We start from the raw sequence: 21,424 nt of genomic DNA on the forward strand, positions 1-21,424 counted from the left end.
TATTATTATTAAAATTATATATAAATTTTTTGTGTTTATACAAACAAAGCGCTAATCTGGTAACAATTATTTAACACTTTTCCAACCACTAGAAGAGAAACGTATGGCTTTTAATCAAGAACTTACTGACGAGTTAAATCTAATTTTAAAATATCCAAATAACAGTTTGATGCAAGGCTTGAAGATTCATCATGATGCTGAACCGGCTACAGTAGCCGCAGCACAACGCCTTTTCGACAAAGGCATAGTGAGCCAGCCTGACGGCGGTTATTTAACAAACTTAGGTTATGACCTTTGCGAACACGCCAAGATATTGCAATCGGCACTGGCTAATTAAATCTAACCACCGGTTACAGGCGGAAAAAACGCGACCTCATCAGAATCTTTAATGCTTGCACTTTTGCTACTTAAGGTTTGATTAACGGCCACTAGCACATCAGATTCAAGCAGTGCAGTCCAATTTTCTCCTTGTTGCGATAAGGTAACAAGGAGATCTTCGACACAGCTTTCATTTTGCAACTGAAACTCTAAATCAGACATCCCAACAGCTTCACGCAAACTTGCAAAGAAACGTACTGTAATCATATAAAATTGCCGACTCATTTAAATACTCAATATAGTTTAATAATATACGTATTGGTCAATATTTTATATGGCTAAATTGCTAAGCACATATTGAAAAAAAACTCACCCAACTAAAACCTTGTAATAAACACTTCTCTATCCTTTAGTATAATTAACGTATTCATCCATTCGTAAGTCTACATTAGTGTAATTTTTTGCACTTCTTTTTAACAAAGAGTTGACAAACACACTTACAATTTGGGAGTATGCCCACCATTGGGGCAAATGCCCATTAATTGTTAAATTATTTCGTGGTCGAAGAAAGACCTTAAAACCTTTATCTCGTACTTTCGTTAATGTCTAGTTGAGTAGGTACTCAATAGTAATAGTAATAGTAAGTACTTTGGAATTTTATATGACTTTACAAGTTCACAACCAAGAAATCGCTAATATTAGCGAAGAGCAATTACCCATTGCACAACATAAGCTAAAGGGCTGGAAGCATTTCCTTGGTATTTACGCAGGCGAACATGTAGCCGCAACCGAGTTTGTTTTCGGCGCTACATTTGTTGCTTTAGGTGCAACAATGACCGATATTTTGCTTGGTCTGTTAATAGGTAATATTCTGGCTGTATTGAGCTGGACCTTTATTACCACCCCAATTGCAGTAGAGACCCGCCTTAGCTTATATACCTACTTGCAAAAAATAGCCGGCAACTCCATGACCAAGCTATACAATTGGGCAAATGTTATTATATTTACCGTAATATCTGCGGCCATGATCACGGTTTCAGCTACGGCCGTGCGATTTGCGCTCAATATACCAGCTCAACTCAATTGGTACCCTACTAACCCTTGGTTTGTTGGCGTTGTGCTTGCTGTGGGCATAATTGTGGTATTCGTTGCCATGTATGGCTTTAACGCGGTGTCTAATTTTTCAAGAATTTGCGCTCCTTGGTTACTAGTTATGTTCGTAAGCGGCCCTTTAATTTTAATGCCCGCTTTAGCAGATTCAGTCATTGGACAAACTGGTTTGAGTAGTTGGTCTGACTTTATGCACATAGGTAGCGTAAGCGTATGGACAGGCTTAGACGCAAGCGGTGAACCTGGCATTGGTTTATTAGAAGTAATTGGCTTTTCATGGGCGGCAAATACCATTACCCATGTGGGCTTAATTGACATGGCCTTGCTACGATACGCGAAAAAACGCTCTTATGGACTGTGTACTTCTGCGGGTATGTTATTTGGCCACTACATCGCATGGATTTCCGCCGGTATTATGGGCGCAGGAACCGCGGTAATTGTGCAAAAGTCGATTGTTGAACTTGACCCAGGTGACGTTGCCTTTCAGGCCTTGGGTTTGTCTGGCTTGGTAATAGTAATTGTGGCCGGCTGGACAACCGCTAACGCTAATTTGTACCGCGCTGGCTTAGCTGCCCAGGCTATATTTAAAAACCATTCACGAAACAAAACAACATTAATGGTAGGGCTAGTGACTGTAGTCATAGCTTGCTTCCCCTTTGTATTTACAAAGTTGCTACCGCTTTTGACCTATGCAGGGCTATTAGTTGTACCCGTAGGCGCCATTGTATTTGCGGAACATTTTATTTTTCCTCGTATTGGTTTTACCCGATATTGGGTGGCCTATAAACAGCTTACGCATAGTAAGCCTGCTGTATTAGCTTGGGGTTTAGGGCTGGTGTTTGGCTTTGGTTTAAATGCCCTTGATATTTTATCGTTTTACTACTTATTCATTCCTACGTGGTTCTTTACCATTATTGTGTATGTTGTATTAGCCAAACAACACGGTGCAAATAAACAATATCCGGAAGAAGAAGCAAAAATGAAACTGTTTGATGAACGCGTGGTTGTTCACCAAGCAAACCAAGCGGCTCAAGAGCCAGAAGAAGTAGTTCATGTATCTAGGTTAACTAAACTGCTTAGCTTCACGGCCCTTACCAGTTTGCTTGTTACAGTTGCTTTTGCAATTAATACCATGTTTTTTAGTGACAACATTCCCGCATACGAAAGCAATCGCGATATGTTTTTTAATGTTGGCATAAGCTGCACATTGATTTATTTCGTGACGGCATACTGGGCTATGCAAAGAAAAAAGGTTAACACCGCCGAAGCGCCGGAGAATTTATCATGAGTAATGTTTCGTCATTAAACCAAACTGCAGCAATTGCGTTAAATCAAAAGAACTTAACGCAGCTGCCAAGTTCGGTCAAAGTTCCCTCGTATAACAGAAATGAATTACGTACAGGTATTGTGCACGTTGGCGTAGGTGGATTTCATCGTTCTCATGAAGCGTTCTACACTGATGAATATATACAAACCAGTGGAGATTTGTCGTGGGGTATTTGCGGAATAGGGCTAAGAGAGGGTGACCGAAAAATGCAAGGCTTGCTAAAGCAGCAAGATAATTTGTATACCCTATTGGTAAAGCATCCTAATGGCTCGGCACACGCCCAAGTAATAGCTTGCTTGACCGACTTTTTGCTAGCTGGAGATAATCCTCAAGCGGTTGTAGATAAAATGGCGCATGCTGATACAAAAATAGTATCGCTCACCATTACCGAGGGCGGTTACAATTATGACCCGGTTACAGATGCATTTGATTTTAGCCACCCTGATGCAATTTTTGATCTACAAAACCTTGCCGTAAATAATGCTTGTTTAGATGTAAATAAGCCTCCTCGCTTAGTTTTCACCTATTTAGCAGCTGCACTTAAAGTGAGAAAAGAAGCAGGCGAAAAAGCTTTCACCGTGCAATCTTGTGACAACATCCAACATAATGGAAATATGACGCGCAACATGCTACTTGCCTATGTTGAGCACTTTGACCCAGAGCTTGCCAAATGGATTAGTGAAGAAGTGTGTTTTCCAAACGCAATGGTTGATCGCATCACACCCGCAACCTCCCCTGAAGATACACTGTTTCTTAAAAACAATATGCAGCTTGTAGATGCTTGGCCGGTAGTTTGCGAGCCGTTTGCCCAGTGGATAATTGAAGATAAATTTAGTGATGCACGCCCATTATGGGAAAAAGTAGGTGCACAGTTTGTGAGTGACGTAACGCCTTACGAAAAAATGAAGATTCGTTTGCTTAACGCAGGCCACTCGGTGTTAGGTATTCTGGGTTCTATTGAGCATCAAACAACCATTGATAAAGCCGTAAGTACGCCTATATTTGGCCAATATTTACGTTTATTTATGGATACTGAAGCCACGCCAGCGCTTGACCCTGTTGAGGGTATTGATATTAATGAATACAAAGATATTTTATTCGAACGTTTTGCTAACCCAAATATTAAAGATAAGCTAGAAAGAATTTGTTTAGATAGCTCATCTAAAATCAATACTTTCCTAGTGCCTACAGTGCTTCATAATTTACAAACTAAGGGTAGTATTAAACTTGCGTGTTTGGTGTTAGCTGCTTGGTGCTACTACAGTGACAAACGTGTAAATGATAAGGGCGAGGCATTAGATATAAATGACCCACTCGCTGATGAATTACACGCATGTGCTAAACACACCCAAAGCAATAAGCTTGCATTTTTAGACATGGAAGCTGTATTTGGTGAACTAAAACAAGACGAAAGATTTGTTGCCGAGTACGAAAAGCAAGTAAGCGCTTTATATGCGAGCAATAATATTGTGACGCAAATGCGCGAACTTATAAGCACTTGCAAATAGCACCTACAAATAGCACTTACCCGCTTTACTGCAAAACATTAAAAAGCAATCTGGCCCTACAGATTGCTTTTTTGTTTACAGCTCTGTTTTACAATCAATGTCTGCAAAATGCGCATGTAAGTTTTGCAGGGTTGTTTGCGCTATGTGCGAAAGAGCTACGTCAGTGAAATAACCCTGATGCCCTGTAACCAACACATTGGGGAAAGTTAACATTAATTGAAACACGCTATCTTGAATAATAGTCCCTGACATATCTTCAAAAAACAACTCCCCTTCTTGCTCATATACATCAAGGCCTAAATAGCCTATTTTTCCTGAATAAAGCGCGTCTATGGCCTCTTGAGCATTTACTAATGCGCCTCGACTTGTATTAATAATCATAACGCCATCTTTCATTTTATTTAGGCTTGAAGCATTGATTAAATGTTTTGTTTCGGGCGTTAAGGGGCAATGCAAACTAATAATATCTGACTGCGCGTACAGCGCATCTAGTTCAAGGTATTCACATCCCCAAGCACTTACTTCCTCTGATGGGTAAGCGTCATAGCATATAACCCTGCATCCAAATCCCCTCATAATTTTAACAAAGGCCTTGCCTATTCTTCCGGTACCAATACAGCCTACAGTTTTACTTGATACATTAAACCCCATTAAGCCTTCTAATGAAAAATTACCCTCTTTAACTCGGTAATGGGCACGGTGGGTTTTTCTATTCAAGGCCATAATTAGGGCTAAAGCATGCTCGGCTACAGAATCAGGGCTATAATCGGGTACGTTATAAACGTGAATGCCCATGGCATGAGCGCAATCAAGGTCAACATTATTATAACCTGCGCAGCGAAGCGCAATGGCTTTGATGCCGTTTTCTTTTAGTACCTGTAATACAGATTCATCGAGTTTATCATTTACAAAACATGAAACCGCATCGAAGCCATTAGTTAAAACCGCCGTTTCTTCACTTAAGCGTGATTCGAAAAACTCTAGGCTTAATTCAGACGCTAAGCCTAACGCTGTGTTTTCATTGTTTAGGGTTTGTTTATCGTATGATTTGCTTGAAAATACCGCTATTTTCATAATGGTGCCTTTAGTTAACAAAGAATAGATGAGGGTGAATTCTGTCTTAAATCGTTAATGAGTCTAGTGCAGATGTGTGGCAAAGTGAATGGAAAATTGCTGCTTAATTACTCGTTTTACTGGCAGGCTGATGCAAATCAAACCTAAGGGCTATAGATCATCATAAAAAGAATAAATCCCCCAAGCTAATGGCTTGTATTGCACTAGCACCTATTTCTGTTTAGTCTAAATCTAACTTAACATTAGATTAACAAAGAGAGCATTATGAATTTTGCAGAGTTTGCGGCTTCAAGAAAAAGCGTAAGAGGGTTTACCAAACAAGCCGTTACTAAAGAAACCATAGACGCAATCATAAACGCGGCGAAATGGGCTCCTTCATCTTATAATACACAAACTTGGAAAATTCATGCCGTTGCCGGTGACGTACTGAACAAGATTCGCGAAGGAAATACCCAAAACACCTTGGCAGGCAAGCCCCATGTAAGAGATTTTCCATACAAAGAAGCGTATGAGGGCGTTCATAAACAGCGCCAAATTGATGTAGCTATTCAACTATTTGAAGCAATGGGAATTGAGCGCGATGATAAAGAAAAACGCATGGATTGGATGATGCGTGGTTTTCGCCAGTTTGATGCGCCGGTTTCTTTAGTGTTAACGTATGATAAATCATTAGAGCCTGCTGGCGTTACTCAGTTTGGATTAGGATCGTTGGCTTATGGCATTGTGCTAGCCGCATGGGATTTAGGCTTGGGCTGCGTAATTAATGGACAAGGTATTATGCAATCAGCGGTGGTACACGAGCACGCGCAAATACCCGACAACGAAGCAATCATGATTTGTATTGCCTTAGGCTACCCTGACAAAGACTTTCCCGCTAATGATGTACGTTCGGTACGCGCAGATAACTCTGAATTTGTTCGTTATCATGGTTTTTAATGTTCCCCATCGGTATTTGTTTTATACTGCCAACAACAGCACCGGCTAGCTTATAAACAAATTGCGTGAGCGTTTCTATCAAGCTCCTACTTACATGTTTGTACGCATAGTAATTACGTGCATTAGGAGCCATATATGAACTATCAATTTATTCGCGACATTAGCGGGCAAGCCCTAGCTAAATTTGATATGGGCGGTGAAACCTTTGCACAATGGTTTTCAGAAGAACTCGGTAACGATAAAGCAAAAATCGACGCTCTTTTACATGCCATTGAACAGCTCAATAACAAGCAAATAAACACCTTTGAATTACCCGGTAAAGAAATCCATTTACGTATGAATGATGATGAAGTGGAAGCTGTATCAAAATACTTAGATAATGATGATTTTGAAAGCCAAGCCGAAGATTTACCTGAAGGTACACAAGTGTACGATCAGGAATCAGCTTCGGGCTGCGGTTTAGAAGACTTTGCCCAAGTGCTTGCGTCGTGGAAAGACTTTATTTAAGCTCGCCAAGCTTCTTTTGGATAAGAGCATGGTGCTTGCTTTGCCATTGTTGCAAAGTCATGTTTGCATCAGTATCTGCGCGGTGTTTAGCTATGGCATAAACCTGTGCAATGTCCGCTTGCGGGATCACAGCAGTGCCCTCTTCATCAGCTACTATAATATCACCAGGCTGTATACTTACGCCGCCGCAATGAATATTAATCTGCATAGATTCCACAGATTCTTTCTTACCTGGTTTTGGCATTACACCTTTAGCAAAAACAGGAAATCCTAGTTCACGTACTTCGGCTAAATCGCGAATAACACCATCTATTACAAATCCAGCAATGCCTCTATTTTGTGCAATAGCACATACATTCCCGCCCGCTAGGGCAAAGCCATCGTCGGCCTGAGCAACAATTATATCGCCGGGCTTGGCTGCATAAATAGCGGCGTGCAACATAAGGTGATCACCCGCTTCGCATTTTACCGTGAATGCTGGGCCTGATATACGGCCCATGTTTTGATGCAAAGGACCAATGCTGTAGTGCATAAATTGGCTACGCGGTAGAGCGTCGGCGTAATCGCAGGGGCTAATATCGTTCATTTCACTAATAGTGGGTAAGTCGCTCATAATTTTCCTCTTTTACACGCGTAAATTCTTACGACTTCAATTACTGATTAATTTCAAATGTGATAGCTTCAACCTCAGCTAAAGTAGGTAGAGCCGACATAGCACCTAAGCTTGAGCATACAAGCGCACTTACCTTACCGGCAAACGCAACAAAACTAGCCATATCGTTGGCGTAGAATGTGTTGTCAGCAGGATGCTGCGATAGTTGGTACAACACCGCACCAATGAAAGAGTCACCGGCACCTGTTGTGTCTACCGCTTTTATTTTATATGCCGGTACTCGCGTACTTTTACCATTTTGAGAAATAAGACAGCCGTCACCGCCTAAGGTCACTAATACAATTTTTACGCCTAAATCATGGAAATATTGGCAGCCCGCTTCCATATCATTTGTTTTGGTAAACAACTCAAGCTCTTCGTCACTTACTTTTACAATATCAGCCATTTTAAAATAGGGCGTACAAGCTTCAATGAACTCTGCCTCTTTGCCTTCCCATAATCCAATTCTAAAATTAGGGTCAAAGCAAATCGTATTTCCATTTTTGTGCGCGGCTTTCGTAATCGCTAAATAAGTATCATTGAGTGGCCCACCTAAAAGTGCTGTTGCTGAGCCTATGTGCAAAATACTGTCAGAGCTCAAAAAGCTAAGGGCTTCTGCATCTAAAGAAAGCTGTTCATCAGCCCCTCTATTAAATGCAAATTCACGTTGGCCATCATCCGCTAATGAAACAAATGCCAATGTAGTAGACATTGGCAGAACAGAAACGTAGTTTGTATTTACATTATATTGCGCAATTTCGTTTACCAAGAAGGTGCCAAATGGGTCGTTTCCAACGGCGGCTACCAAATGCGCGGTACCTCCTAATTTACCAATCGCAGCGGCCACATTCGCTGGTGCTCCACCGGACTTTTTCAAATAGTTAACGCCATTAACTAAACCTTGGTTAGTATCTGTACAAACCATATCTATGAGCATTTCACCAATGCAAACTACTTTCATACTTTTTTTCCATTAATTGTTAATTTGGCCGATAAGACAATAGAAATAATTTGTAGCACAAACAAAATTGAGTACAACTCGCCTAATACTCTGTTTGAGCGTTAATTTTTTCTGGCAATTGCCTAAGTATACCTCGCTTTTGCACAAGGCTAAATAAACAAGCTGAGCTAATTTTAGTTAAATTTAAAATTTACTTTTTACACCGTGTAACAATTTTTTAGCCTTGTACTCAAGCGAGTTGATATTTTATTGCTAGATTGCGTTTAGCCCCTGTATACTCAGGCGCTGAGTTTTTTAATGATGGTTATAAATGCCAATTAGTGTGTAAGAGGAACGTGTAGAAATGTCAGTGTCGAAAAAACCGCAAAAGAATAATAATGCGGAAAATCGTTCACGTACTATTGAGACCCAAAATATTTTGGGCCAAATGCCTGACTTAAGCCATTCGCATATTCGTGTACTGGCTCGTTTAATCGACCTCGGTTGTTTTATCATTGCCCTTAATGGCATTATTTGGTCAGCCATTTGGGTAAAATTAGACTCTATTCCTATGTCGGCTGTTAGTATCTGTTTCTTATTTTATGCCTTGGCTACCTTTCAAATATCCAGAAAAGGAATGTACAACCGCGCTTTTTCTTTCATGCTTATAGGCGTAACGTTTTGGCTTATCTTAGTGGCAGTGGTCGCCTCGGGGCCAGGATTAGGTTATGGGGGAGCGGTACATGGTTTCTTTTTAACTATGGCGGTTTGTTTATATTTCGTGTTAGAAAAGTACTCTAACGCAGTCCGTTTTTCTGCGTGCAGCACTATGTTGCTGTTGTTTTTAGCATTCCATATTCCGTTTTATGATTTTACACCACTAATAGTTATGCCCCCTAACGAACACTTGTTAGCAGGCCAAATTACTTGGATATCAGTACTTGTTTCTACCCTGCTTTTTGCCATATTCTCAAGTAAACACTCGGCTTATGATAGGCGCATCACATACAGCCATGATGGTCTAAACAAGGCTTTTTTGGCAACCAATCAAAATAAGCATGCCAGTTACATTCAAGATCAGCAAAAAGAAAGAATGGTAGCTCAGGCATTACCTAATTGCTCAATTCTATTTATTGGCCTGCCAAATTTAGCCCAAGCAATAGCGCAACACGGTGACAAATTTGTGTGTGAGCAACTAAACGCACTTATTGGTGAATTTGATAACCTTGTTTACGAATATGAACTTGAAAAAATTGATACTGTGCAAAGCACCTATATGGTATCGGTTATTGCCAACGGTGACCCTGCACAAGGGGCAGAAAAACTAATTCGCTTTGCCATTGAATGTAAAAAAATAGCCAGTAGTTTAGGCAGTATTGACGTTCGAATGGGTATACATTCTGGCTCAGCCACTATGGGCGTGGTAACTAAGCTCAAATCGGTATATTCCATATGGGGAGAAAACGTTGACTTCGCTCACTATGTCCAAGAAGCTGGTAAGGTCAACGAAATCACCGTGTCGGAAAAAACTATTGAGCAATTGAATCGCGTTCACAAATTCTCGCAAAACCACAAGCACCTAGAATTAAATTCTAGGCCGGTTGGGATTTATCAGCTCGTTTCATAAACGTGTAAAGCTCACGCTTATTCCTTAGCAAATATTTGATTTTCTAAGGTGTGGCCGTTTACGAGTTGTCGATAATGCCAGCCTTGCTCGTGGCACATTTTTAAAATTTGTAAATCAAGCTTTTCGCGTTCAGAAGTATCGGTATTATATGCAATTACATATTCTTTACTTTGGCTTTTATAAACCTCATCCACCCCTATAAGACTTTGAAGCTGTGAAATAGCCTGCTCATGCTCTTCGCTTAACATCAAAGTAAAGTGATGCTTCTTGGGTTTGTTTGTTGCTGAGGTATTGTGCTGTTGAAGTACGCCGTTATTCAAGTGCAAAACTTGCGAACACAAGCGTTCTAACTCACTCAAATCATGCGAGCTTAAAATGAAGGTAGCCTGCTCTGACAAATCGCTAACCAACTCTCTAATTTGCCTAGCATGGATTGGATCTAAGCCTGCATTGGCTTCATCAAGCAATACTATTTCAGGCGAACCAATCAAGGCTTGAGCTATTGTTACGCGTTTGCGCATGCCGTGGGAGAGGTCTTCTGATGCATGCTTAGCCACATCTGACAAACTCACTAATTCAAGCACTCGAGTGGCCTCTTGAATACTCTCTTTGCGGCTAAAACCTTGCAGTTTTGCATAAAATGCTAATTGAGTAATAATATTAAAACGTGGATCAAGCTGTGCATCTTGTGGCAACGCACTCACTCGGTTGATTAAAGCAGGATGCCCCGGCACGTGGTTTAAAATTTCAACCTTGCCCTCATAGGATTTTATATATCCACACAGAATACTAAATAGAGTGGTTTTGCCTGCACCATTCGGACCAACCAATGCAACCGGTTTACCGCGTTCAATGGTAAAATTAACAGAGTCTAAAGCGCGTTTTGCGCCGTATGTTTTACTTAAATTTTGCGCTGAAATTAAGGTGCTCATATTGAACTCCTTGCTAAAATACGTTCGGCTAAGAAAAGATATATCACCGTTTGCCCTAAGGTGATAGCCGCTACCACTGCGGTAGATATGCTTAAAGATTTCATTTGGTTAATTTGCACGCCTGGAAAAATATAATCCAAGAAATTAAGAGCCGGAAATTGCCAAACAAGCATTTTTACAATAAAGCCACCGGCAATAAAGAAGATGATTACGCTAACCACCGTTAAACGCGGTGAGCGAGCAAAAGTATTAAATAAACTCATTAGCGCAACATAAGGACACAAGGCAAGAATAATATTAAGTGAAATGAAATCACTCATATGAAGCCCTTGGCTAACAAGGCTTCCATCTCGAAGCGCAACCAAGATTAAAGTAGAAGAAAGCGTGAGCGCTATTAAGATAGTGAGCACTAGCATTTGCCCTAAAAAGCGGCCAAGTAATAATTCTAAGCGCGAACTCCGCAAAACCAAAAACCTTATTGTACCTCGCTCTCTATCCCCCACCGTTTGGTCATTGCACATCAAAATGCAAAGAGTGGGAAAGCAAAGTAGTGCAATTAGCCAATAAACGGATAACTCAGCGACCTGCCAATTCAGCACGGCCTCTATGCCGATAGTATTTAATAAACCACTCGCAAATGCAGCGAAATCAGGTGATGCAATAACAGCCACTGACTCACTAATAAGAAAGCGCAATATTAGTAACCAAACGAGTGAAAATGCGCAAAGTGCAACTAGGCCGCGCTTGCTGGCAAACAAACGTTTCAACTCAAATGTGCTTATATGCCACAAACGATGCAAGTTGAGGTAACTACTTAATTCCATTTTCTATCCTTTTTGCTAGGTATATTTTCAACATACAGTAGTGTAGTTTAGCATGCTTGGTTTACTTAACCGTAACCAACAAATTTAAGCGTATAAGAAAATACATAAATATTTCATTAGTGTAACGAAATAAGTGAACGACACTAGCAAATGCAATGTCTGTATGTATACTCTTAAAATATCAGGTATTTTTTGTACTTTGGACTTATCCCAAGGAGACTACACGTGTTGCTTTCTCACAGTAAACAATTTCTTTTCGTGCATATTGCTAAAACGGGCGGCACGAGTATGCGCGATGCATTATCGCAATATAGATGGGGACATAGATATGCCTTAGCCCAATTTATTTGTAATAAAATGAGTCAACTGTGTGGGCACAAAATAGGCAGCCGCTTTCCACGTCATTCTCGCATAATCGCGGCCAAAGAAATGCTACCTGAAGAATATTTTGAAGGGCTATTTAAGTTTGCGGTAGTAAGAAACCCATGGGATTTACAAGTTAGTTCGTTTCATCATATTAAACGTGAGCGCCCTCAAGTAATGCAAGGCCATGACACTTTTGAAAGCTTCATGCGCTGGAAGTTCGACCCTAGCCGTGAGTATCAATATCATATTGATACCTCGTTGCAGCTACAAACTGATTACCTTGTTGATTTACATGGTAACTTGCTGACCAATTTTATAGGCCACTATGAAAATTTACAAAGTGATTTTGATCATGTGTGCAAAACGCTTGGCATTCCTTCAAAGAAAATGCCGCACAAGCGAAAAGCCGCAGACCGTGCCAGTTATCACACTTACTATACTGATGAAATAAAAGCGCTGGTTGACAAGCATTTTGCCAAAGATATAGAAATACTCGGTTATCAATTTGACGAACAACACGCGAAAACATAACGAGGGGGTAACATGCAGCCAAGCGAGGAAGCTAGTGGTGCACAAATAAATAGATAACGCAGCTCACTTCACGTAAAGCTGCGCTTTAACCTTATTTAACTCGCTTGACTCGAATAGCGCGGCTACTTCCTTCTTTTTTAAGTAAAAATGAATTTAGTGCGCCACGTGTTACTACCACTGTGTCATCGCTTTTGATGCGCAAACGCTCCGAACTAGTTTGCCGCCACACCTGTTCGTTATCAAGTGTGATTACAAGCTCTCCATGCGGTGCTTTTTTAACGTTTGCGACTAAGGCCGTGATTGAATCTGAATCACTTATAATCACTTGTTTATGTTCAAGGCCAAATACATCCACTTTTACTTTATTCTGATCTTCATTGGTTTGCGGCACTGTTACCAAAGGCTTGCTTGCCGCTACGGGAGCAGGAGGTAAGCTAACAATACTTGGCGTATTGGTAGGCGGAGCTACCGTAAGCTTAGGCTTTGCGTCACTTTTGAGCACAATCTGCGAAGCAAGCTTATCAAAACATGTTAAACGCTTTTGGTTATCGCTAATCACTTTACATTCAAGTAATTCGTTAACACTAGGTGAAGCTTGCATGGCTATTGTTTGGCCGCTTGCTGCAAATAAGCTAAGCAGTAGTAAATTCTTCATTATTGTTCCTTTCCTTTTTTTGCGAAGCAATTACGCTTGAGCTACTACTTTATTTTGTATACAACACCATCTTTCATTACAAAGCTCACTGACTCCAACAAGGTGGTGTCTTCTAAAGGGTTGCCCTTCACCGCAATAATATCGGCTAAAAAGCCCTCTTTAATTTGGCCAAGCTGCTCTTCTTGCTGTAATAAAGTAGCGCTGTTTATTGTTGCAGCCTGTATAGCTTGTAGTGGCGTCATACCAAATTTCACCATACGTGAAAATTGTTTACCGTTATCACCGTGGGGGTAAATGGCGGCATCTGATCCAAATACCATTTTAGCGCCGGCTTTAACGGCTCTTCTAAAGCTATCGCGCTGCGCTTTTGATACTAATTTTTCCTTGTTAATATTTTCCTCGGGCACGCCATTCGCTTCGCCGAAAGCAAGAGTGTACTCAGTATTATAAATATCACATGATAAATACGTATTGTTATCAAGCGCTAGTTGAATCGCCTCTTCATCCATAAAGCTGCAATGTTCAATTGAATCGATACCTGCTCGAATTGCCGCTTTAATGCCACTAGTACCGTGCGCATGTGCCGCAGCAATCAGTCCGCGCATGTGAGCTTCATCCACTGCAGCGCGAATTTCATTTTCGGTTAATTGCTGAATCCCTACTTTAGTGCCTTTTGAAAATACGCCACCTGTTGCACAAACCTTTATAGTGTTAGCGCCATATTTAATGTTTTCACGGACTTTTGCTCTGACTAACCATGGGCCATCAGCCACGCCACCTGACAAACTCTTAGCCTCGGGTGGCGAGAAATTATCATCACAATGCCCGCCAGTTACGCCCACAGAATATCCTGCAGCCCAAATTCTAGGGCCGGGAATTTCGCCGGCATTTATGCCATCGCGCACACCAATAACAGAGTAACCTTTGGCGCCTAAGTTTCTTACGCTTGTAAAACCTGCCATGAGTGTAGTTTTAGCATTCTTAACCGCTTTCACTGTCACTCTGGGGACTGAGTTACCTTTTGCAGCTAAAAAGTTGTCGCCCGCATCGCCGGTTAAATGCACGTGCATATCCATTAAACCAGGTACTAATGTCATACCCTTTAAATCTATTACTTGAGTGTTGGCGCTGTCAATTTCACCCTGTTTGGAAATTTTAACAATGCGTTTATCGTCTATCAAAACCGATACATTCTTTATCGTTTTACCTGCCGCCACATCAAGCATGGCATCAGCATTTATTAATATTTGTTTTGCGAATACGGGAATAGTGCTGACTAAAAAGAGAATTAAACCAAAAACTATATTTGTTATTATTTTCATTTGTTTTCCTACGCTTAATAGCGCTTTTGTGAATCATGTTGTAAGCAGTGTATACGTTCAAGCCTTGTATGTGAATGTTAGCGCTGTTGTTTGATACTATTGATATGACACACGTCATTATTTTAAAAAACAGCTTAGCATAGAGTAAAATACAGCAATAAGCACATATCGTATTCGTAAAACAAGCGTTTTTGCCTCAATTATTCGCCCTCCCCAATTGCGAACAAGGTGCTGCACCAAGGCCAAAGTAAAAGCAAAAACGCAATAGTCACACCTCACTTTGAGCAGAGCCTACTATATACAAGACAGCGCATGGGAAAGACGTTAATTCTTTTCTTACAAAATAACATTTTAACCCTCTAATTTTATTGCATTTATTATAAAAGCCAACTTTATTGATAATTAAATGTAAATAAAACGATTGACGAATTAACATAATTAAGGGATTATGCTCACATCTTGAGCATATGACCAATTAAAACCATAAACCCAAGATAAGTGCAAAGTCTGAATTAGCTATAACAGGCAAGTTAATGCAAGTCGAAGTGAGTATTTTCGGCAAAATTATATAGCTATAGGATTAGGTTTAATTGGTATGCAAGTGTCTTTTACTTGTTCATTTAATTTTTAAAAGGTTTAGCTTATGGCCACAATGCAATCTCGTACATTGGCAAAGATGATGCTACTTCCGTCAGTCATACTTCTTCTGGCGTGGATGATAGTTCCTCTTTGCATGACCTTGTACTTCTCATTTCTTGACTACAACTTGCTTATTCCCGGTGACAATGAGTTTATAGGGTTTTTAAACTATGAATTCTTTTTAACCGACCCAGCATTTGTAGAATCATTTTTTAACACTTTATTTCTAGTTGGCGGTGTATTGCTAATAACCATATGTGGCGGGATTGGTTTAGCAATATTATTAGACCAAGCCATATGGGGCAGAAACTACGTACGAATTATGGTACTAGCACCTTTCTTCGTTATGCCTACCGTATCGGCCTTAGTGTGGAAGAACATGTTTATGAATCCTGTAAACGGTTTATTCGCTCATTTGGCAGAGTTTTTAGGCTTCACGCCTATTGATTTCTTTGCGCAGATGCCGCTGTTGTCAATCATCATAATTGTGTCGTGGCAGTGGCTACCATTTGCTGCGTTAATTTTACTGACCGCAATACAATCGCTAGATCGTGATCAATTAGAAGCCGCCGACCTTGATGGCGCAGGCCCTTTCAGTAAGTTTATTTACATTGTGTTGCCACATTTAATGCGCGCAGTAACTGCGGTTATCTTAATTGAAACAATATTCTTGCTGTCAATTTTTGCCGAAATTTTAGTTACCACAAGCGGCGGCCCAGGTTATGCCTCAACTAATATAACTTACCTTATTTATACGCAGTCTCTATTGCAGTTTGATGTAGGCGGTGGTTCAGCTGGCGGCATTGTGGCAGTCATTATTGCGAACATTGTAGCTATTTTCTTAATGCGCCTTATTGGCAAGAACTTGGAGGGGTAAGTCATGTCGATGAACTCTAGTAAAAAATCACAAGTGATTTACACCATTTTAGCTTGGAGTATAAGTGGCCTAATCTTCTTTCCAATCTTATGGACATTAATCACAAGCTTTAAAACAGAAGCTGAAGCCATTTCCGCTACGCCTAGTTTGTTTATGTTCGAATGGACCTTAGAAAATTATGCTGACGTGCTTGCACGCTCACCTTATTTTGACCATTTCTGGAACTCAGTCGTTATTTCAATTGGCTCAAGTTTACTGGGCTTATTAATCGCAATACCTGCAGCATGGTCTATGGCTTTTGTGTCAACCAAGCGCACCAAAAACTTATTAATGTGGATGCTATCAACCAAAATGCTGCCTCCTGTTGGAGTGCTAATTCCCATTTACCTTTTGTTTAGGGACTTTGGTTTGCTTGATACCAAGTTAGGTTTGGTCATAGTTATGACTCTTATCAACTTGCCAATAATGGTTTGGATGCTATATACCTACTTTAAAGAAATTCCGAATGAAATTCTTGAAGCATCAAGAATGGATGGCGCGACTATTGGTGAAGAAATATTTCATGTTTTATTACCAATTGCCTTACCAGGAATAGCCTCAACGCTTTTATTAAATGTCATTCTTGCATGGAACGAAGCATTTTGGACACTTATTTTAACCGCAGCCAACGCAGCACCACTTACTGCTTTTATTGCCAGTTATTCAAGCCCCGAAGGCTTATTTTACGCCAAGTTATCGGCTGCTTCAGCCATGGCCATTGTGCCAATTTTAATACTAGGTTGGTTTAGTCAAAAACAATTAGTGCGCGGATTAAGCTTCGGCGCAGTTAAATAGGAGAATTATTATGGGTAGCATCACTTTAAAACAAGTAACAAAAAGCTTCGGTGACGTAAATGTTATTAAACCGCTTGATTTGGAAATTAGAGACGGTGAGTTCATCGTATTTGTAGGTCCATCTGGCTGCGGAAAATCTACTCTGCTTCGCATGATTGCGGGCCTTGAAGACACCTCTAGCGGCGTAATTGAAATTGACGGTAGCAATGCTACTGATACACCGCCAGCTAAACGTGGACTGGCTATGGTATTTCAGTCATATGCTTTATATCCGCATATGTCGGTTAGAAACAACATCGCATTTCCCTTGAAGCGTGCCAAAGTGCCACAAAATGAAATTGACGCAAAAATTGAGTCAGCCGCGAAAATACTAAATTTAGGTGACTACTTAGATCGAAAGCCGGGGCAACTTTCTGGTGGCCAGCGACAACGCGTTGCCATTGGCCGCGCTATTGTGCGTCAACCTTCGGCCTTCTTGTTTGATGAGCCACTATCAAACCTTGATGCATCGTTGCGTGTGAATATGCGCTTAGAGATTTCAGAGCTACATAAAAGCCTTGATACAACTATGATTTATGTTACCCATGATCAAGTTGAAGCTATGACAATGGCTGACCGAATTGCGGTATTTAACGCAGGCGTTATTGAGCAAGTTGGCACGCCTTTAGAATTGTATCAGCATCCTGTAAATCGTTTTGTAGCGGGGTTTATCGGCTCTCCAAAAATGAATTTTATTGAAGTAGCCGCTTCAGATGATGACCCAACGAGTTGTTTAGGCGTTCGTCCTGAGCATTTAACTATTACCAACGAGCGTGGTTTGTGGACGGGCAAAGTGGGCGTGGTAGAACATCTAGGATCTGAAACGTTCTTACACGTGCACATAGACGGTATTGGGACGTTGACCGTGCGCGACGATGGCGACTGCAAAGTAGAATACGGCGATATAGTTAACCTAACTGCCCCGCAAAACAGAATTATGCATTTTGATAGCGCTGGCAATACAATCGCAGAAATGTCGTGGGGCAATGACGCTACTACCGCTTCCACAACAACGCAAAGAGCATAATTTATGGCTACTCGTTTACATTATAATTCACTATCGAGCTTAGCTGCTGAGGTTCAGCGCCCCTGTTACAATCGCGATAGTCTATCGCCAGGCATAGTGCATATTGGTGTGGGCAATTTTCATCGCGCACACCAAGCAATGTATATGCATAAATTGTTTACCATGGAAGAATCTTTAGACTGGGCGATTGTTGGCGCGGGCACAAAATCGTATGACAAAGTTATGCGCGATAAACTTATTTCTCAAGATTACTTAACAACAGTTGTAGAACTGGATGCAAAGGGCCTCACAGCGCAAATTTGTGCCTCAATGATTAACTTCATTGAAGATGATGAAGCACTTCTTATTGAAGCTCTTTGTCAAAAAGAAATTAGAATAGTGTCGCTGACTATTACCGAGGGCGGCTATTACATGGATGACAAAACCGGTAGTTTTGATATTAATCATCCTGACATTCAGCATGACATTGCCAATTTTGATGCCCCTAAAAGCGTGTTTGGGATATTAATTAAGGCCTTGGAAGGCAGGCGTGCTAACAATGTAGGTGCATTTACGGTAATGTCTTGTGACAACATTCCCCACAACGGCAAGGTTGCTAAACGTGCTGTTATTGAAATGGCTGCACAAATCAATGGCTCACTAGCCCAATGGATAGAGCAATCTGTTTCTTTTCCAAACTCCATGGTTGATTGTATTACGCCAGCTACTTCCGACTATGAAAAACAAAAATTGCAGTCATTGTTTGGAATTGAAGATAAGGCCCCAGTATTTTGCGAACCCTTTCGCCAATGGGTTCTTGAAGACAACTTTGTAAATGGCCGTCCTGCGCTTGAAAAAGTGGGCGTAGAGTTTGTTGATGATGTTGCCCCTTACGAACTTATGAAACTTCGTATTTTAAATGGTGGGCACGCATCTATTGCATACCCTGCAGCGTTAATGGGCATACAATATGTACATGATGTAATGGCAAATGAGACCATTAATCAATATTTAGCAAAGTTAATAAACAACGATATTATCCCAAGTCTTCCTAGTGTTCCGGGTGTAGATTTTAATGATTATTTTGCGCTAATTCAGTCGCGCTTCGCAAATCCTGAGGTAAAAGATACCGTTCCAAGGCTATGCATGGACGCGTCTAATCGCCTTCCTAAATTTATTTTGCCTATTATTCAAGCTAATTTAGATGAAGGGCGTGATTGCAAAGGTTTAGCTTTGGTAGTGGCCTTGTGGTGCAGAATGTGCGCTGAGGGCGCAAACGCAAAGGGAAGCATTAGTATTAACGATCCTCAAGCTGAACGCCTAATTAACAATGCCGTGAAAGCGAAGCAAGTACCGACTATCTTTTTGCAAATGAATGACATATTTGGTGACTTAGGTAATAATGGTGTTCTTCAAGAACATTTCGCATTTTGGCTAAACTTGCTTTGGGAACAAGGTACAGTATTAGCCCTAGAAACATATCTGCAAGAATAAGCTCAGCAGTATAAAAGGTAATCCATGTCTACGTTAAGTACGCCATTAAAAAGTGCAAACATACAGCTAGTAATTTTTGATTGTGACGGCGTACTTGTTGATAGCGAAGGTTTAAGTAAACGAGTACTTTTACAAATGCTAGCAGACATAGGTGTGGTAGCCTCAGATGCTTATTTTGACCAGCATTTTTTAGGCAGAAGCTACGAGGCTGTTACCGCAAGTATATTCAACGATTACTCAGTAACTTTACCTGCAACTTTTCAACATGAGTATCAAACACAGTTACTTCAGGTTTTTGCGCAAGAATTGAGACCCACTATTGCTCTTACGCAAATGCTTGCGCAACTTACCTTACCCTATTGCGTTGCAACAAGCTCTAGTCCCAATCGTGTTGATTTTGCCTTAAAGAGCACAAATTTAATCGATTACTTTGCGGGGCAAGTGTTTACTGCTTCTGAAGTAAAACATGGTAAGCCCGCCCCTGATTTATTTTTGCATGCTGCCAAGCAAATGGGTATGGCGCCACAAAATTGTTTGGTTATTGAAGACTCTCAAGCAGGCATTGAAGCAGGGCTGGCAGCAAATATGCATGTAATAAAATACGCAGGTGCAAGTCATTTGGTTAACAAAGCAGCTTCAACAAATGACAAACAAGATAAAATAACAATTATACGTGAGTGGCCGGAATTATTTTCTTATATTCCATCTGCGCGCTAAATATAAGTAAACGAGGTTAATGTGGTAAAGCTATCAAACACTGAAATGCGTAAGTTAGACGATGCAGCTCGAGCGGGCTGGTTGTATTATGTAGCTGGTAAAACCCAAGACGAAATTGCCAAAGATTTAAATATTTCACGCCAATCGGCTCAACGCATGGTGGCTTTGTCAGTGAGTAAGGGCTTAATAAAAGTGAGGCTTGAACACCCTATAGCAAAGTGCATGGATTTAAGCGTTAAGTTAAAAAATCGTTTTGATTTACTCTCGTGTGAAGTGGTTCCTAGTGAAAATACTGACACCACATCAAACTTAGGCTTAGCACAAGCAGGCGCTAGCGAAATAGAGCGTCACTTAAAGTCAGACCAACCCAAAGTAGTAGCTATGGGAACTGGCCGGGTGCTTAGAGCATGCGTAGACGAGTTAGCGATAATTGATTGTAAGCAACATAAAATAGTGGCCTTATTGGGTAACATGGCTTTAGATGGCTCGGCCTCAGCTTATGACGTAGTGGTTCGCATGGCTGAACACACTAACGCTAAACACTACCCCATGCCTTTACCGGTGCTTCCGCGCAGTAAAAAAGAAAAAGAACAACTGCAATCTCAGCACAATATTGCAAGTAACTTAGCCTTAGCAGCTAACGCAGATGTGACCTTTGTGGGCATTGGTAATTTAGGCCTTAATTCGCCATTACTTTTAGATGGTTTTATTACCCAAGAAGAGCAAGACGAGCTTCAGAAAAAAGGGGCCGTGGGTGAAATTATTAGCTGGGCCTTTGACCGCAACGGTAAACTTCTCGACTGCAAAGTTAATGATAGAGTGGCCAGTACGCCACTTACCGTTGGTTCACAAAAACCGGTAATTGGTATTGCCGCTGGCCAAGAAAAGATTGATGCTATTTTAGGAGCGCTGCGGTCAAAGATGATAAATGGGCTTATTACCAACGAATACACCGCAGAAAGTTTGTTAAGCTTAGATTAACTTTTAGTTCAAAGTGGCCGCAATGACAGAGTAGCCGCAATGACAGAGTGGCCGCAATGACAGGGGGCGTCATCGTGGCGTAGGCCACGACCTGCTGTTAGCTTTGGAGTTTGCGGCCTTCGCCGCAATGACAGAGTGGCCGCAATGACAGAGTGGCCGCAATGACAGAGTGGCCGCAATGACAGAGTGGCCGCAATGACAGAGTGGC

At 41.0% G+C, this 21,424-nt stretch carries 21 protein-coding genes; 13 read left to right on the forward strand and 8 right to left on the reverse strand.

Annotated features, from left to right (window positions below; genetic code table 11):
- Positions 1 to 103 precede the first annotated feature (103 nt).
- On the forward strand, positions 104 to 337 hold the full coding sequence (locus ACOI22_RS09245; protein WP_420671737.1) for a TIGR02647 family protein: 234 nt from the start codon (positions 104 to 106) through the stop codon (positions 335 to 337).
- A 2-nt stretch (positions 338 to 339) separates the two neighbouring features.
- Here ACOI22_RS09245 and moaD read toward each other — a convergent pair whose 3' ends face one another.
- Complete coding sequence (gene moaD / locus ACOI22_RS09250) at positions 340 to 585, reverse strand: molybdopterin converting factor subunit 1 (RefSeq protein WP_420671738.1); 246 nt, start codon at positions 583 to 585, stop codon at positions 340 to 342.
- A 394-nt stretch (positions 586 to 979) separates the two neighbouring features.
- Between moaD and ACOI22_RS09255 the strand changes: the two genes are divergently transcribed.
- Both ACOI22_RS09255 and ACOI22_RS09260 read left to right on the forward strand, forming a co-directional pair.
- Entirely contained in the window at positions 980 to 2,716 is a 1,737-nt protein-coding gene (locus ACOI22_RS09255; protein ID WP_420671739.1) for a purine-cytosine permease family protein, read from the forward strand.
- A complete protein-coding gene (locus tag ACOI22_RS09260; RefSeq protein WP_420671740.1) occupies positions 2,713 to 4,263 on the forward strand; it encodes a mannitol dehydrogenase family protein in 1,551 nt (516 codons plus the stop codon). Before ACOI22_RS09255 ends, ACOI22_RS09260 begins: the two co-directional genes overlap by 4 nt.
- A gap of 75 nt (positions 4,264 to 4,338) precedes the next feature.
- Here ACOI22_RS09260 and ACOI22_RS09265 read toward each other — a convergent pair whose 3' ends face one another.
- Positions 4,339 to 5,337, reverse strand: coding sequence for a 2-hydroxyacid dehydrogenase (locus ACOI22_RS09265; RefSeq protein WP_420671741.1), 999 nt, complete (start codon positions 5,335 to 5,337; stop codon positions 4,339 to 4,341).
- Positions 5,338 to 5,601: 264 nt separating this feature from the next.
- Here ACOI22_RS09265 and ACOI22_RS09270 point away from each other — a divergent pair, with 264 nt between their 5' ends.
- A complete protein-coding gene (locus ACOI22_RS09270) occupies positions 5,602 to 6,273 on the forward strand; it encodes a nitroreductase (RefSeq protein ID WP_420671742.1) in 672 nt (223 codons plus the stop codon).
- A gap of 135 nt (positions 6,274 to 6,408) precedes the next feature.
- A complete protein-coding gene (locus ACOI22_RS09275; protein WP_420671743.1) occupies positions 6,409 to 6,780 on the forward strand; it encodes a YacL family protein in 372 nt (123 codons plus the stop codon).
- Here the strand turns inward: ACOI22_RS09275 and ACOI22_RS09280 are convergent.
- On the reverse strand, positions 6,773 to 7,393 hold the full coding sequence (locus ACOI22_RS09280) for an RraA family protein (protein WP_420671744.1): 621 nt from the start codon (positions 7,391 to 7,393) through the stop codon (positions 6,773 to 6,775). The genes ACOI22_RS09275 and ACOI22_RS09280 overlap by 8 nt on opposite strands.
- A gap of 40 nt (positions 7,394 to 7,433) precedes the next feature.
- The gene (locus ACOI22_RS09285; protein ID WP_420671745.1) at positions 7,434 to 8,393 is read right to left on the reverse strand and encodes a carbohydrate kinase family protein; all 960 of its coding nucleotides are present in this window, start codon (positions 8,391 to 8,393) and stop codon (positions 7,434 to 7,436) included.
- 343 nt (positions 8,394 to 8,736) lie between these two features.
- On the opposite strand from ACOI22_RS09285, the gene ACOI22_RS09290 reads away from it, so the two are divergent.
- A complete protein-coding gene (locus tag ACOI22_RS09290) occupies positions 8,737 to 9,999 on the forward strand; it encodes an adenylate/guanylate cyclase domain-containing protein (protein ID WP_420671746.1) in 1,263 nt (420 codons plus the stop codon).
- Between the two features lie 17 nt (positions 10,000 to 10,016).
- On the opposite strand, the gene ACOI22_RS09295 is transcribed toward ACOI22_RS09290, so the two are convergent.
- Positions 10,017 to 10,931 (reverse strand): ABC transporter ATP-binding protein, encoded by a 915-nt coding sequence (locus ACOI22_RS09295; protein ID WP_420671747.1) that lies wholly within the window; start codon positions 10,929 to 10,931, stop codon positions 10,017 to 10,019.
- Positions 10,928 to 11,755, reverse strand: a complete 828-nt coding sequence (locus ACOI22_RS09300; RefSeq protein WP_420671748.1) for an ABC transporter permease subunit — start codon at positions 11,753 to 11,755, stop codon at positions 10,928 to 10,930. Before ACOI22_RS09300 ends, ACOI22_RS09295 begins: the two co-directional genes overlap by 4 nt.
- Before the next feature lie 225 nt (positions 11,756 to 11,980).
- Here ACOI22_RS09300 and ACOI22_RS09305 point away from each other — a divergent pair, with 225 nt between their 5' ends.
- On the forward strand, positions 11,981 to 12,652 hold the full coding sequence (locus tag ACOI22_RS09305; protein WP_420671749.1) for a sulfotransferase family 2 domain-containing protein: 672 nt from the start codon (positions 11,981 to 11,983) through the stop codon (positions 12,650 to 12,652).
- A gap of 91 nt (positions 12,653 to 12,743) precedes the next feature.
- On the opposite strand, the gene ACOI22_RS09310 is transcribed toward ACOI22_RS09305, so the two are convergent.
- Together ACOI22_RS09310 and ACOI22_RS09315 are read right to left on the reverse strand one after the other, a co-directional pair.
- A complete protein-coding gene (locus ACOI22_RS09310) occupies positions 12,744 to 13,307 on the reverse strand; it encodes a hypothetical protein (RefSeq protein ID WP_420671750.1) in 564 nt (187 codons plus the stop codon).
- Positions 13,308 to 13,351: 44 nt separating this feature from the next.
- Complete coding sequence (locus tag ACOI22_RS09315; protein WP_420671751.1) at positions 13,352 to 14,629, reverse strand: amidohydrolase family protein; 1,278 nt, start codon at positions 14,627 to 14,629, stop codon at positions 13,352 to 13,354.
- Between the two features lie 643 nt (positions 14,630 to 15,272).
- On the opposite strand from ACOI22_RS09315, the gene ACOI22_RS09320 reads away from it, so the two are divergent.
- The 6 genes from ACOI22_RS09320 to ACOI22_RS09345 are packed head-to-tail and all read left to right on the forward strand — an operon-like array spanning position 15,273 to position 21,216.
- Entirely contained in the window at positions 15,273 to 16,145 is an 873-nt protein-coding gene (locus ACOI22_RS09320) for a carbohydrate ABC transporter permease (RefSeq protein ID WP_420671752.1), read from the forward strand.
- A 3-nt stretch (positions 16,146 to 16,148) separates the two neighbouring features.
- Positions 16,149 to 16,979, forward strand: coding sequence for a carbohydrate ABC transporter permease (locus tag ACOI22_RS09325; RefSeq protein WP_420671753.1), 831 nt, complete (start codon positions 16,149 to 16,151; stop codon positions 16,977 to 16,979).
- 10 nt (positions 16,980 to 16,989) lie between these two features.
- Positions 16,990 to 18,045, forward strand: a complete 1,056-nt coding sequence (locus ACOI22_RS09330; RefSeq protein ID WP_420671754.1) for an ABC transporter ATP-binding protein — start codon at positions 16,990 to 16,992, stop codon at positions 18,043 to 18,045.
- Between the two features lie 3 nt (positions 18,046 to 18,048).
- The gene (locus ACOI22_RS09335) at positions 18,049 to 19,518 is read left to right on the forward strand and encodes a mannitol dehydrogenase family protein (protein WP_420671755.1); all 1,470 of its coding nucleotides are present in this window, start codon (positions 18,049 to 18,051) and stop codon (positions 19,516 to 19,518) included.
- 24 nt (positions 19,519 to 19,542) lie between these two features.
- The gene (locus ACOI22_RS09340; protein WP_420671756.1) at positions 19,543 to 20,235 is read left to right on the forward strand and encodes an HAD family hydrolase; all 693 of its coding nucleotides are present in this window, start codon (positions 19,543 to 19,545) and stop codon (positions 20,233 to 20,235) included.
- Positions 20,236 to 20,256: 21 nt separating this feature from the next.
- Complete coding sequence (locus ACOI22_RS09345; RefSeq protein ID WP_420671757.1) at positions 20,257 to 21,216, forward strand: sugar-binding transcriptional regulator; 960 nt, start codon at positions 20,257 to 20,259, stop codon at positions 21,214 to 21,216.
- Positions 21,217 to 21,424: the final 208 nt, after the last annotated feature.

This window comes from Glaciecola sp. 2405UD65-10 (assembly GCF_048820975.1).
GTDB lineage: Bacteria > Pseudomonadota > Gammaproteobacteria > Enterobacterales > Alteromonadaceae > Glaciecola.

What these genes read in the sequence shown, in the direction of transcription:
- ACOI22_RS09260 (WP_420671740.1), top strand. Translation starts at nt 2,713, where the DNA reads ATGAGTAATGTTTCGTCATTAAACCAAACTGCAGCAATTGCGTTAAAT.
- ACOI22_RS09280 (WP_420671744.1), bottom strand. Translation starts at nt 7,393, where the DNA reads ATGAGCGACTTACCCACTATTAGTGAAATGAACGATATTAGCCCCTGC.
- ACOI22_RS09290 (WP_420671746.1), top strand. Translation starts at nt 8,737, where the DNA reads ATGTCAGTGTCGAAAAAACCGCAAAAGAATAATAATGCGGAAAATCGT.
- ACOI22_RS09340 (WP_420671756.1), top strand. Translation starts at nt 19,543, where the DNA reads ATGTCTACGTTAAGTACGCCATTAAAAAGTGCAAACATACAGCTAGTA.
- ACOI22_RS09270 (WP_420671742.1), top strand. Translation starts at nt 5,602, where the DNA reads ATGAATTTTGCAGAGTTTGCGGCTTCAAGAAAAAGCGTAAGAGGGTTT.
- ACOI22_RS09315 (WP_420671751.1), bottom strand. Translation starts at nt 14,629, where the DNA reads ATGAAAATAATAACAAATATAGTTTTTGGTTTAATTCTCTTTTTAGTC.
- ACOI22_RS09255 (WP_420671739.1), top strand. Translation starts at nt 980, where the DNA reads ATGACTTTACAAGTTCACAACCAAGAAATCGCTAATATTAGCGAAGAG.
- ACOI22_RS09320 (WP_420671752.1), top strand. Translation starts at nt 15,273, where the DNA reads ATGGCCACAATGCAATCTCGTACATTGGCAAAGATGATGCTACTTCCG.
- moaD (WP_420671738.1), bottom strand. Translation starts at nt 585, where the DNA reads ATGATTACAGTACGTTTCTTTGCAAGTTTGCGTGAAGCTGTTGGGATG.
- ACOI22_RS09310 (WP_420671750.1), bottom strand. Translation starts at nt 13,307, where the DNA reads ATGAAGAATTTACTACTGCTTAGCTTATTTGCAGCAAGCGGCCAAACA.
- ACOI22_RS09245 (WP_420671737.1), top strand. Translation starts at nt 104, where the DNA reads ATGGCTTTTAATCAAGAACTTACTGACGAGTTAAATCTAATTTTAAAA.
- ACOI22_RS09325 (WP_420671753.1), top strand. Translation starts at nt 16,149, where the DNA reads ATGTCGATGAACTCTAGTAAAAAATCACAAGTGATTTACACCATTTTA.
- ACOI22_RS09300 (WP_420671748.1), bottom strand. Translation starts at nt 11,755, where the DNA reads ATGGAATTAAGTAGTTACCTCAACTTGCATCGTTTGTGGCATATAAGC.
- ACOI22_RS09295 (WP_420671747.1), bottom strand. Translation starts at nt 10,931, where the DNA reads ATGAGCACCTTAATTTCAGCGCAAAATTTAAGTAAAACATACGGCGCA.
- ACOI22_RS09275 (WP_420671743.1), top strand. Translation starts at nt 6,409, where the DNA reads ATGAACTATCAATTTATTCGCGACATTAGCGGGCAAGCCCTAGCTAAA.
- ACOI22_RS09335 (WP_420671755.1), top strand. Translation starts at nt 18,049, where the DNA reads ATGGCTACTCGTTTACATTATAATTCACTATCGAGCTTAGCTGCTGAG.
- ACOI22_RS09265 (WP_420671741.1), bottom strand. Translation starts at nt 5,337, where the DNA reads ATGAAAATAGCGGTATTTTCAAGCAAATCATACGATAAACAAACCCTA.
- ACOI22_RS09285 (WP_420671745.1), bottom strand. Translation starts at nt 8,393, where the DNA reads ATGAAAGTAGTTTGCATTGGTGAAATGCTCATAGATATGGTTTGTACA.
- ACOI22_RS09330 (WP_420671754.1), top strand. Translation starts at nt 16,990, where the DNA reads ATGGGTAGCATCACTTTAAAACAAGTAACAAAAAGCTTCGGTGACGTA.